General features: G+C 38.7%; 11 protein-coding genes. 6 read left to right on the top strand and 5 right to left on the bottom strand.

All coding sequences use genetic code 11. The features are described from left to right. Positions 1–184: 184 nt before the first annotated feature. Both MHI04_RS08045 and MHI04_RS08040 read left to right on the top strand, forming a co-directional pair. Positions 185–811 carry a nitroreductase family protein gene (locus tag MHI04_RS08045; RefSeq protein ID WP_036118238.1) on the top strand — a complete coding sequence of 209 codons (627 nt, stop codon included), beginning with the start codon at positions 185–187 and terminating at the stop codon, positions 809–811. Between the two features lie 342 nt (positions 812–1153). Continuing rightward, positions 1154–1651, top strand: a complete 498-nt coding sequence (locus tag MHI04_RS08040; protein ID WP_230593752.1) for a hypothetical protein — start codon at positions 1154–1156, stop codon at positions 1649–1651. 27 nt (positions 1652–1678) lie between these two features. On the opposite strand, the gene MHI04_RS08035 is transcribed toward MHI04_RS08040, so the two are convergent. Further along, positions 1679–2734 carry a DUF1835 domain-containing protein gene (locus MHI04_RS08035; protein ID WP_101966843.1) on the bottom strand — a complete coding sequence of 352 codons (1056 nt, stop codon included), beginning with the start codon at positions 2732–2734 and terminating at the stop codon, positions 1679–1681. Positions 2735–2871: 137 nt separating this feature from the next. Here MHI04_RS08035 and MHI04_RS08030 point away from each other — a divergent pair, with 137 nt between their 5' ends. Then, on the top strand, positions 2872–4041 hold the full coding sequence (locus MHI04_RS08030) for an alanine--glyoxylate aminotransferase family protein (protein WP_089932556.1): 1170 nt from the start codon (positions 2872–2874) through the stop codon (positions 4039–4041). A gap of 296 nt (positions 4042–4337) precedes the next feature. Here the strand turns inward: MHI04_RS08030 and MHI04_RS08025 are convergent, their stop codons facing one another. Together MHI04_RS08025 and MHI04_RS08020 are read right to left on the bottom strand one after the other, a co-directional pair. Then, on the bottom strand, positions 4338–5666 hold the full coding sequence (locus tag MHI04_RS08025) for a D-serine ammonia-lyase (RefSeq protein WP_342535505.1): 1329 nt from the start codon (positions 5664–5666) through the stop codon (positions 4338–4340). Continuing rightward, entirely contained in the window at positions 5656–6129 is a 474-nt protein-coding gene (locus tag MHI04_RS08020; protein WP_089935008.1) for a YaiI/YqxD family protein, read from the bottom strand. The genes MHI04_RS08025 and MHI04_RS08020 overlap by 11 nt, the downstream gene beginning before the upstream one ends. A 175-nt stretch (positions 6130–6304) precedes the next feature. Between MHI04_RS08020 and gdhA the strand changes: the two genes are divergently transcribed. From gdhA to MHI04_RS08005, 3 genes are all read left to right on the top strand, one after another. Beyond that, positions 6305–7678, top strand: a complete 1374-nt coding sequence (gene gdhA / locus MHI04_RS08015) for an NADP-specific glutamate dehydrogenase (RefSeq protein WP_342535504.1) — start codon at positions 6305–6307, stop codon at positions 7676–7678. 214 nt (positions 7679–7892) lie between these two features. Beyond that, positions 7893–8579 (top strand): phosphoribosylaminoimidazolesuccinocarboxamide synthase, encoded by a 687-nt coding sequence (locus tag MHI04_RS08010; protein ID WP_058844661.1) that lies wholly within the window; start codon positions 7893–7895, stop codon positions 8577–8579. Positions 8580–8704: 125 nt separating this feature from the next. Next, positions 8705–9358, top strand: coding sequence for a Yip1 family protein (locus MHI04_RS08005; protein ID WP_036118261.1), 654 nt, complete (start codon positions 8705–8707; stop codon positions 9356–9358). Between the two features lie 39 nt (positions 9359–9397). Here the strand turns inward: MHI04_RS08005 and MHI04_RS08000 are convergent, their stop codons facing one another. Further along, complete coding sequence (locus tag MHI04_RS08000; RefSeq protein ID WP_036118264.1) at positions 9398–11146, bottom strand: methyl-accepting chemotaxis protein; 1749 nt, start codon at positions 11144–11146, stop codon at positions 9398–9400. Positions 11147–11388: 242 nt separating this feature from the next. Then, a complete protein-coding gene (locus MHI04_RS07995; RefSeq protein ID WP_036118266.1) occupies positions 11389–12591 on the bottom strand; it encodes a malic enzyme-like NAD(P)-binding protein in 1203 nt (400 codons plus the stop codon). Positions 12592–12607: the final 16 nt, after the last annotated feature.

Below are 12607 nucleotides of genomic sequence, written 5' to 3'. Positions count from 1 at the left end.
CTATTTACCTTCTAGTATAAATGGATTACCTCTATAAAAATATATTTTTTTTGTAACTTTTTAAATGATAGGCAGATAATAAATCCTGTTTTCAAGACTCTTTAATTCGAGCAATTTACTTGGAAAATGAATGCGTTTATCGTATAGTAAAAAACGCATCATATAATGAAGGAGACAAAAAATTATGACAGTGACAAAAAGTTCTTTAAATAAAATTATGCATGAACGTAAATCTGTTCGTAAATACGACGAAAACTATAAAATTCCACAAGAGCAATTAGAACAATTACTTGTAGAAGCGACTTCTGCTCCATCATCTAGCAACCTACAACCTTGGCGCTTTTTAGTAATTCAAGACGAGGCAATCAAAAAAGAATTACGTGCCATTGCAAACAATCAAGAACAAATCGAAACATCCTCAGCGATCATTGCCGTTTTAGGCGATACAAAAATGTACGAAAATGCCGAGGCTGTTTATACGAAAAACTTTGATCTTGGTTATATTGATGAAGCAACCAAAGATTTAATGATCAATAACTCGATAAACTTATATTCTCAGCTTCCACAAGAAGTGTTAAAGAATATCGTTACATTTGATGCTGGTCTAATTTCTATGCAAATTATGCTTTTAGCAAAAGACATGGGCTATGATACAGTCCCAATGGGCGGATTTAATAAAGAAGCCTTCGCTCAACACTTTGCATTAGAAGACCATATCGTACCCGTCATTTTAATTGCGATTGGTAAAGCAGCAGCTCCTGCATATAATTCTTCTCGTATTGAGCTAGAGCATATCGCTAAATTCATTTAATCCAAGCAAAAATGCCACCCTATATTTTAGTAGGATGGCTTTTTTTAGAATTCAATGGCATGTTCTGACCTTCTATCATCATAGGATAGTAATGTTTTGTATAAAGCAAATGAAAAACACTAAAAATGGTTCTCCAAAACTAGCACAATAATTTTCACAAGGATATTTTTTGCTTTTTTTGTATTTATTACTCAAAAAATCATCATCAAAGACTTAAAAATAAATTATATTCTAGTACATTCGTGCGATTTCTACTAAATATTACATTAAATTCGTTGTAGCTTAAACAGGCTAGGCTTGTTATGATTAGTTGGTATTTTCAAATGAAGGGAGGTTTCACTGATGTATAATTACGATAGTTCTTATTACTCTAATGATTGGGATGCAGCTATGGGTGGTCTGTTTATAATACTTATTTTAGCAGCTCTTGTTCTTGGTTTAATCGCCTACATTATTAGTGCACTCATTTATTTTATGACGTCTAAAACAAATGGTTTTGGAGATGTAGCCTATATCGCTTGGATTCCTATTATTAATGTATACAGTCTTTTCCTACTGACTGCTGGTGGGGATAATCGGGAAACGGTACGTGCCACAGCGTTAAAAAATACGCTTATTTATGCGGGCATGTTCATCGTTTCGTTTATTCCATTTCTCGGCATACTCGCTTCTCTAGGTATGGTAGGCTTTTCAATTTATTTCATGTATCGTCTATTCTATCGCTGGTGTGGCGAAACAGGTAAGGCTGTACTATACACAATTTTAACGGTTATTACGGGCGGATTATTCTTTGCCATTTATGGTTTAATGCGTATGAACAAACCATTCGTTGCCGCTTAATACAACTTGTTAAACCTCTTTATGCCTTCAGGCTAAAGAGGTTTTTTGACGTAATCTCACCTGATAATGTCGCATGGATTTAGGAATCCCCTTTAATTCAAACTCCCCACTATAGACTAAAGTTCGAATTCTATACTCTAAAAAGAAGATATTTGGTGGTTCTTCCATTCTTACAAGTAGCTCTGAAAGGAATACGCCTGTTTGTATAAAATCGATACTTCCTTGTTCATGATGAAGTTGTCCTAGCATCGAAATAATGACGGAATCATAGTGATTCTCTGACACTCCTTGTATTCGCTGATGCCGCCATAAACGGCATACATCCTTTGTTTGGGCCAAATCTTGCCATTGCTGTTGAAACATCAGGTGTTCTTTAGTAGTCAATGGCTTGTTGTCATATAGCGCTATGTCCCATTGACGATTAATCACATTCTGTTCACCCGTGTTAATGAGCATGATGTCATTGCTTTTATCGCGCAATAAACAAAGGAAAAAACGAAGGCCACATTGTTCTTCTGCATTATGTCCATACCAAATATAGATGGGTAGATGACTTGGCATATCCTGTATTTCTCTTATCGCATTCTTAAAATGATTGTCATTGACAAAATCGTCCAACCCATCATTTATATTTTCCCTTAACCATTCATGACGAAATGCCTGTCCTCTTTCTTCATCGAGTTTCCAGAGAGGGCCGATCGACAAATCCTCTGGAAACCCGATAACATATTTCGGTGGAGCAAGGGCCCCTCGTAAAGAGCCAGCTACAGCTTCAGAGCAAACAATATGTACCGCTTGTGCAGTAGTTGTGATCATGACCTGCTGAATATAGTCATTAATCATTTCTACCAAAAAATAAAGCTGTTCCTGCTCCATCCAAAAGGTCCAACCCTCCTGTGGCTGACGTTGTTCATGGTGAAAAGCTGTAAATGATTCAGATGGCTGTAGTGCATAGCTCGACCATTCACCCTTTTCCATCACATCTGCAAGCGAGATATATTCAAATGTTTGAATTTTATATACCAATACCTGATTTGGTTTGTACAAAAAATAAATATATGGATAGTGCATGATTGTTTCCATCTGTACAGTCCCCTTTTTATTGTATCTTAATATTAATATCTTCCAATATTTTTCAAAATAGCAGCTAGCTATCATCCTAAATATGATATTATTATAGTTAGAAAATTTAGAATTCACAACGAAAGGGATTGATGAATGTGTATGAAAATATTTTAAGACACCCAGGGCCAACGCCGATACCAAAAAGGGTTCAGTTGGCGATGAATCGGGATATTTTTAGTCATCGGAGTCAAGAATTTGTAACGTTATACCGAGAAACAATCGAATTAGTAAAACCTGTTTTTGGTACGACACAGGACATCTTACTTTTGCCATCAGGTGGAACAGCTGCCTTGGAGGCTGCGGCAGTCAATACCGTCACTGCGGGTGATGAAGTTGTGGTCATTACCGTTGGAGCATTTGGTGACTATTTCGTGTCCATTTGTGAGCAATATGGCTTCCATGTACATAAGCTTGAAAAAGAATGGGGACAAGCTTGCACAGCCGAGGAACTACGAGCATTTTTACAGCCATTGCACAACGTTAAAGCCGTTTTTGTTACGTACAATGAAACATCTACAGGCATTATAAACCCCGTTGCTGACTTAGCGCAGGTAATCCGCGACGAAACAGATGCCCTTGTTATTGTAGATGGCGTAAGCTGTATTGGTGGTGCCCCTGCTGAAATGGATGCTTGGGGCATCGACATTTTGGTGACAGGCTCTCAAAAGGCTATGATGCTACCTCCAGGACTTTCCCTTATCAGCGTCAGCGAAAGAGCTTGGAAAGTCATCGAGGACAATCAAACACCCGCTTACTATTTAAACTTATTAAGCTATCGAAGCTGGGCCGAAAAGGGCATGACGCCAAATACCCCAGCCATCACACTGATCTATGGATTGCACGAGGTATGTCAACTGATTGAGCAGGAAGGCGGCTTTGCGCAAACTGCAGCTCGTCATGAACTTATGAAAAATATGGTACGTAGCGCTATGAAAGCCTTACACATTGAGCTATTAACAGAGGACCAATACGCGTCACCAACCATTACAGCAATCAAGGCCCCTCAAGGAATCGATCTTGGCGAATTTTTAGCCCATCTGAAACAGCACTATCATCTAGATTTTGCTGGCGGGCTTGGTCATCTACAAGGGAAAATTTTCAGATTCGGTCATATGGGCTACTGCTTCCCAAGTGACATTTTACAAGCCGTTTCCCTAATGGAAGCTGCCCTCCAAGACTTCTCCTACGATTTTGAGCCAGGGGCAGGCGTCCTTGCTGCACACGAAGTATTTCTAGCAGCACAACACAAAGCATTGCAACGTTAAAACAACCAACAGGTGGAGAAAAATTTCTCCACCTGTTTTTTGGTTAGGTTCAACATTATTTTGAAATTGCAGTGAGCGGTGTTCTAGTTATACTTGGTGAGGGCTTTTCCTTTTTTGAGTGAGGTAACATCTTGGCGAGCATTGTGACCTTCTTTTTGAGCGGTTCAGTATACTTCTTGAGCACTTGACTCTCCTCTTGAGCGGGTCCAGTACATTTTACAGGCATTCCCACTTCCTCCATCAAAATGGAGCGAATCTACTACCATCATCCCCCCAATCAAAACAAAGCACTGCCTTTAATCCAACTCCCTGCTCTTCGCCAAATAAGCGGCACGCATTGTGGCAGGGACCATACTGCCACCTGTTGCCCACACAAGATGTGTGGCTTGCGATAGGTGGCTGACGAGGTTGTGCTTTTCGAAATAGGACGAATCTTTTTGGAGTAAGCGGATAGCGCCAAACATTCCGGCATTTGCCGATGGTTCTAAAAACAATGCTTCGCTGTCCATAGCTAACCCTAATGATGTAAATAATTCTTGATCTGACACTGTATAGCAGCCACTTATATAGGTTTCCATCACTTTGCCAACAAACTTAGATGCACGACCAACAGCTAGACCATCTGCTTCTGTTTTATTGTCAAGGCCAATATCCTCCACACTAATGGCATCATGTAAACCAGTCATTAGACCAATCGTCATACAAGGAGAGGCGACTGGCTCAGCAAAGAAGATATGCACATGCTCGCCGAATATTTCCCGTAATCCATAGGCCACCCCCCCTGGTCCTCCACCGACACCACATGGTAAATAGACGAACAATGGATGCTCTTCATGGACTGTAATATTCGTCTTTTCTAACTGGTCTTTTAATCGTTTTGCGGCTACTGCATAGCCTGCAAATAAATCCTTTGAATTTTCATCATCAATAAAATGACACATTGGATCTTGCTCAGCTTCTTGTCGACCCTGTTCTACGGCTACACTGTAATCAGCCTCATATTCAATTACAGTAGCTCCCTTCTCTCGGAGCAAGGCTTTTTTCCATTCCTTAGCATCACTCGACATATGTACAACGACATTAAAGCCGAGCTTCTTGCCCATAATGCCGATACTTAAACCTAAATTACCTGTGGAGCCTACTGCAATCGTGTATTGCTGGAAAAACGACTGGAATGCCTCTGTTGCTAAAAGTGCATAATCATCCTCTACTTTGAGCCTTCCACTTGCCATCGCTAGCCTTTCTGCATGTTTTAATACTTCATAAATCCCACCTCGTGCTTTGATTGAGCCTGAGATGGGTAGCGCATGATCGCATTTTAATAGCAGGTGACCTGGTATAGACACACCGTATTTTTGTTCAAGTGCCTTTTTCATCGCTGGAATCTCCTGAATCGTGGATTCAATTAGGCCATCACTTTCTACGAGCTCAGGAAATGCCACTTTTAAATAAGAAGAAAATCGTTGTAGTGTGTTTTCCGCATCCTCGACTTCGGCCATAGTAAAGAGTCTTGTTTCTGGTTTTTTCATCCAATTTGTATTTTCCCACAATACAGTGCCCTTATTTGCTATTTCCTTTAGCTGTGGATATTGCTGAAATAGTTCGCATTTACGTTCATTTTTCACCTGTAGATTCCTCCATTTTATGAGCTAAAATTGCTCGTTCACAAATTTGTCGAAATTTCATTTCAAAAGAAATATTGTTTTCTTGTGTCCTTTTTTTAGGTCCCTTTGTTCTTCCTCCTGCCCGTCTAATTTTTTGACCAACATGACGCATATCGAGCAAACGTTCGATATTTTCATCAGACATTTCTCGTCCATTTTGATCAATTGGATAGCCTCCTCTTGCTAAAACCATTGCAGCTAATCCGTAATCCTGTGTTATAACAATATCGTGTTTTGAAAGCGCGTTCACTAGCGTAAAATCAACTGAATCTGGACCTTTGGGTACAATAATTGTTATTACATTATCACGTTCCACCCGATGGGATGTATCGCAAAACAAGATAGTTTCAATCTCAAATTCAGATGATATAGATAGCGCCAAATCCACGACTGGACAAGCATCTGCGTCAATTAGAACCTTCACAATAAAGCATCATTCCTTTCTCATAATTAGATAAATCACTTTAAATAAAATTATTTTAATATATTATTTTCGCAACCTCTCTTGCTCAATTTTTCACAAACTTAAAAAGTATTTTATTGAATAGTTTGAAAAATAGATATACGATACACCTATCAACTAAATGGGGGTTTTAACTATGACAATGACAACTGTTAGCAACGAGCAATTAGCAAAAGAATACGTAGATGGCGTATTTGAGCAACTTAAACAACAGAACAGTCATCAAGCGGAATTTTTACAAGCAGCTGAAGAAATTTTCATCTCATTAGTACCTGTATTCACACAGCATCCTGAATATATCAAGGCCAATATTTTATCTCGTATCGTGGAGCCAGATCGCATTATTTCTTTCCGTGTAGCATGGCAAGATGATCACAACCAAGTACAGGTAAATCGTGGTTATCGCGTTCAATACAGCAATGTAATGGGACCTTACAAAGGCGGTCTTCGTTTCCACCCTTCCGTGAATGAATCCATCATTAAGTTCCTAGGCTTTGAGCAAATCTTTAAAAATGCTTTAACAGGGCAACCAATCGGTGGTGGTAAAGGCGGTTCAAACTTCGATCCGAAAGGCAAATCAGACTCAGAAATTATGCGTTTCTGTCAAGCATTCATGACTGAATTATACCGTCATATTGGTCCAGATGTCGATGTTCCTGCTGGTGATATTGGTGTTGGTGCTCGTGAAGTAGGTTATTTATGGGGCCAATATAAACGTTTAACAAAAGCAAATGAATCTGGTGTATTAACGGGTAAAACGCCTGGCTATGGTGGCTCTTTAGCACGTAAAGAAGCAACAGGTTACGGCACGGTTTATTTTGTTAATGAAATGCTAAAAGATGCGAACGATTCATTCCAAGGAAAAACAGTAGTTGTTTCTGGTTCTGGTAACGTTTCTACTTATGCGATTGAAAAAGCACAACAATATGGTGCAAAAGTGGTTGCTTGTTCGGATTCTTCAGGCTATATCTTTGACCCAGAGGGCTTAGATCTAGAAGCTATTAAAGAAATCAAAGAAGTTAAAGGTGACCGTATTTCAACTTACGTTAATTACCGACCAAATGCTACTTTTACAGAAGGTTGTACAGGTATTTGGACAATTCCTTGTGACATTGCCCTACCATGTGCTACGCAAAATGAAATTAACGGAGAGTCAGCTCGTACATTAATTTCAAATGGTGTTAAAGCAATTGGTGAAGGTGCAAATATGCCATCAGACCTTGAAGCCATCAATGAATTCCTAAATGCAGGGGTTTTATTTGGTCCTGCAAAAGCGGCGAATGCTGGTGGAGTTGCTGTATCTGCTCTTGAAATGGCACAAGATTCAAGTCGCGTATTTTGGTCATTTGAAGAAATAGATGCGAAACTTCACCAAATTATGAAAAATATTTATACAGATAGTAAAGCAGCAGCTGAAAAATATGGCTTCCCAGGGAACTTAGTAGTTGGTGCAAACATCGCTGGCTTTATCAAAGTAGCAGATGGCATGCTTACTGAAGGTATCTATTAATAACATTTTTTTTTAACAGTTTCCTAACATTTGAATTGGGAATATTCTTAATTTCATGCAAGATGGTAACGAACATTCGTTATCATCTTATTTTTTATTAGAAATTTCGTTATAAAACATATAAATAAACGTTTTAAACGAACGTTTTGTTATTAAACATTTGAAATATTCGTGTTATAATTTTGGAGTACTATGAAATATTGGAGGTTTTTTTGTGGAATTATTGTATACAGGTAAAACAAAAAATGTGTTCAAATTAGAAGACGGCCATTATTTATTAAAATTTAAAGATGATGTTACAGGAGAAAATGGTGTGTTTGACCCAGGTGCTAATACTGTTGGTTTAACGATTGACGGTGCGGGCTTAGCTGGTTTGCGCTTAACTTCTTATTTCTATTCGAAATTAAATCAACAAGGTGTACCTACGCACTATGTTGACGCAAACTTTGAGGATGCCACTATGACCGTGAAACCAGCAACTGTTTTTGGGAAAGGTTTAGAGGTCATTTGCCGCTTCAAGGCAGTCGGTTCATTCCTACGCCGTTATGGTGCTTATGTAAAGGAAGGACAGGAGCTGGACTCTTTTGTGGAAGTAACGATTAAAGATGATGATCGTTTAGACCCCCCTATTTCTGAAGATGCTTTAGCGATGTTAAACCTGTTAACTCACGAAGAATACGCCATTTTAAAACAACGTACAATTGAAATTTCAAAATTTGTGGCGGCAGAGCTTGCTAAAAAAGGCTTAACACTGTATGACATTAAATTAGAATTCGGTCGTGACGCTAAAACAAATGATATTTTATTAATTGATGAAATTTCTGGCGGTAATATGCGTGCTTACAAAGGCGAAGAATATATTGAACCGTTAGAGCTTGAAAAAATGATGTTAGCTGAATAATAGAAGCAATTATGAAAAAGAGTCGGCTGCGGCTCTTTTTTTATTTTTGACGAAACTTTTCCTTCCACCACTCGTATATTAACTATTGTAATAAGCAATTATTCTATAATTTTGGAGGTAGTTTAATGGAAAACTATACGGAGACACCGAAAGAAGAGAGGCCTAAACTAAATCCGTTTTTAGCAGTTTGGATGCATCCAAAACAAGCAGCTCGTTATATGATTAATGAAAAATCGATTGGCTTTGCCATTTTGGTTTTGTCTATTGGTTATATCGGCTCTCTTATGTCAGGGCTGATTGATTCGGAATTATTCCCTAATCTCTCACCATGGATTTTAGCCTTATTATGTGTTATTTTTGCGCCAATCGCTGGGATTATTGGTACGGCTTTTTCCGCCCTCATTTCATGGCTATTTGGTAAATTATTCAAAGGCACTGGTACTTATTCGGACTTATTTAAAGGATTGAGCCTTACAGCCATTCCATTTATTGTACTAATCCCACTTTATTTAATTTGGTTAATAACTTCCCCAGATTCTTTATTAGACCCAAACTTTATCGGTTCATTGCCGTGGATTTTTTGGCCAACTATTTTAGTAACCATCGTTGTTAGTATCTGGTCTTTTGTTATTTCAGTAGGTGTTGTTGCCGAAGCACATCAAATCTCTAACTGGATGGCCTTCTTCACTATTTTTATTCCAGGAATCATTCTTTTCGTTGTATTGTTTGTTCTTTTCTTTATCATTCTCATTGGCATTATCGGTGTTGGTATGATTTAAAAAAATCTCCCCTCTCTGAAGAGAGCGGGAGATTTTTGGCTATAGTTTGAATTGGGCAATCAACGCTTTCAATTGTAAGGCTAACTCTGATAATTGGGCAGATTTCCCTGCCATATCATCCATAGAGCTACTTGTCTCTTCCGTTGTAGCCGTTGTCTGCTCAACACCTGCAGCAGATTCCTCTGCTACCGCAGCAATCTCCTGAATCGAGTTGTTCATTTTACGACCGTCTTCTGTAACCTTCGATAAATTCGTTGAAATTAGTTTAACACTTTCTACTACATCATTGATGGAATAACTAATTGTATTAAACGTTTCGCTAGTAGCTTTTATTTGATTCGTTCCTTCTTTAACCTCTTGATAACCATCCTCTAAAGAGGTTGTGACAACATCAAAATCCTGCTGAATGTTCGTGACAATTGATGTAATGTCGTTAACTGAAAACGCTACTTGTTCTGCCAGCTTGCGTACTTCATCTGCCACCACTGCAAATCCTTTGCCCTGCTCACCAGCTCTAGCCGCTTCAATGGCAGCATTCAAAGCTAGCAGGTTCGTTTGATCTGCTATATCTTTAATAACAACGACCAGCTTTGAAATTTCCTGAGCTTGGGCATCTAAATTTTTCACTTTCTCTACCGCATTTTGCACAATGCTATCAATCTTCACCATTTGAGAATTGGAGGATGTCATTAGCTGACTTCCTTCATTTGTTAATGCTAATACTTCCACAGAGGATTGATGAATATGAGCACCATGCTGATTCGTTTCCTGTAAATCCGCCGTGAAGCGTTCCATCAAGGATGTTAATTCATTCGAATGATGAGCTTGTCCTTCTGCACCTGATGCTAATTCATGCATCGTAATCGCCACTTGCTCCGCTCCCATATTCACTTCATTTGCTGATTGTGTCAGTTCTTTACTAGAAGTATTAATCAAATCAGAAGCTTGCGCGATATTATGAATCATATCCTTCAATTTCTGTTGCATTTGATTCATTGCATTTGCCAGCTTGCCTATTTCATCCTTTGATCGAATAGATATGCTGTCTTGAGATAAATCACCCTGCGCAAACTGTTCCATAGCTTGAGCCACTCGGTTAATCGGTTTTGCCATACTACTTGCATATTGCCAAATCACAAATATGCCCACAATAACCGCAATAGCAATCACAATGATTGTTAATTTTAAAATACTTTCTGCTGGTTTATTGAAATCCATTAAATAAGTACTCGCACCAATAACCCATCCCCAATAAGGGTCTGTTTCTGTATAAACACCCTTTTCTTCCAATTGATCTGTATTTGGTAATGCCCATTCATAGCTTACAAAGCCACCACCATCATTCCCAACGGCAATGATTTCTTGCATATATTTAAAGCCACTATCATCCTGCTCATCCCAGACATTAGAGCCCTCTATATTAGGGTGTGCGATGGAGTTCCCTTTTTGGTCTACGACGAATATATAGCCGTTATCGCCTAGCTTAATCTCTTTATTAATCGGTCGTTTTCCTTCGCTATCCTTCTCACCTAAAATCGCAATCTTTACTTTTTCTTGCGCTTCCTCTAAGGATAGATTGCCTGCCTCTACCTGTTGATTGAATTGCTCAATCATGGCAATGGTCATTTCTACACTGTTTCGTAAATTCTCTTTTCCTACAGTCTCTAAATTTGCTTTACTTTGTTGATAACTTGAAAAGCCAAGAATAATAAGGGGAATCAATAAAAGCAGCAAAGAGAAAGCAATCAGCTTCGCCTTAATGGATCGAAATTGAAATAATGACTTCATACGGCCAACACCTCTTTCATTTTATATGTACTTTAGACCTAATTTTCACAATTAAGTTGAAAAATTAAGCAGTTATTCCTCTAAAACAGAAAATGTAAATTATTACATTATTCATATTCATTTTATTACATAAAAAATCAAACAACAACATTTTTCGAGCATATTCGCCATTAAATCACAAAAAAATAGATAAAGAAAAGTTTATCACTTTTCTTTATCTATCTTTAGAAAGCGGTTATTCACTAGACAGATAGAGCTGTACTTTGTTGGAATAGTTCCGATACGCCCGATTCAACAGCAGCGCCACTTACAGCTCGTGAAACGATTGCCACAACACGCTCATCTAAAGATTTCGGTACAATATATTCCTCTGTTAATTCGGCGTCACTTACAAGAGAAGCAATGGCTTCAACTGCCGCTAATTTCATCGTCTCATTAATATCCGTTGCTCGCACATCTAAGGCCCCACGGAAAATACCAGGGAATGCTAGAACATTATTAATTTGATTTGGATAATCTGAACGACCCGTGCCCATAATACGCACACCCCAAGCTTTAGCATTTTCATAGGTAATTTCAGGATTTGGATTGGCTAGGGCAAAGACGACTGGATTTTCATTCATGGATGCAATGTGTGCCTCTGTTAATAAATTTGCGACAGAAACCCCAATAAAGACATCCGCACCTGTTAGCGCATCTTCCAGTGTGCCATGCAGTTTTTCTGGATTAGTTAAATGAGCTACTGCTTCTTTAATCGGATTCATCCCTTCTGTACGTCCCTCATAAATAATGCCTTTTGTATCGCACATATAAATATTTTTGTAGCCCATTTGTACAAGAATTCGTAAAATCGCAATCCCCGCAGCACCAGCACCATTTATCACAACCTTCATCGTTGCAACATCCTTCTTCACAATACGGTTGGCATTAATCATGGCTGCTCCTACAACAATCGCTGTTCCATGCTGATCGTCATGAAATACTGGAATATCACATTCCTGACGTAGGCGATCTTCAATTTCAAAGCATCTAGGCGCTGAAATATCCTCTAAGTTCACAGCACCAAATGTCGGGGCAAGCGCCTTCACAATACTGACGATTTCATCCGTATTTTTCGTATCTAAACAGATTGGAAAAGCATCAACATTGGCAAAACGCTTTAGTAAAATCGCCTTCCCTTCCATTACTGGTAATGCCGCTTTAGGTCCAATATCCCCTAAGCCTAAAACTGCCGTGCCATCCGAAACAACAGCTACCATATTGCCTTTCATCGTATAGTCATAGACAAGTGATGGGTTTTTCTCAATCTCCACACATGGAGCTGCTACTCCAGGTGAATAAGCCAAACTAAGATCATAAGAATCCTGTACTGGCACCTTCGAAATAACCTCTAATTTTCCGCTATAGTGTGCATGCATTTCTAATGCTTTTTTCATTACGTCCATTCCATCCCATCCTTTT

It is taken from the genome of Lysinibacillus sp. FSL K6-1151 (assembly GCF_038630755.1).
Lineage (GTDB): Bacteria > Bacillota > Bacilli > Bacillales_A > Planococcaceae > Lysinibacillus > Lysinibacillus fusiformis_D.
Note: the sequence above shows the minus strand (reverse complement) of the source record. Positions and strands in the feature narration are given on the sequence as shown.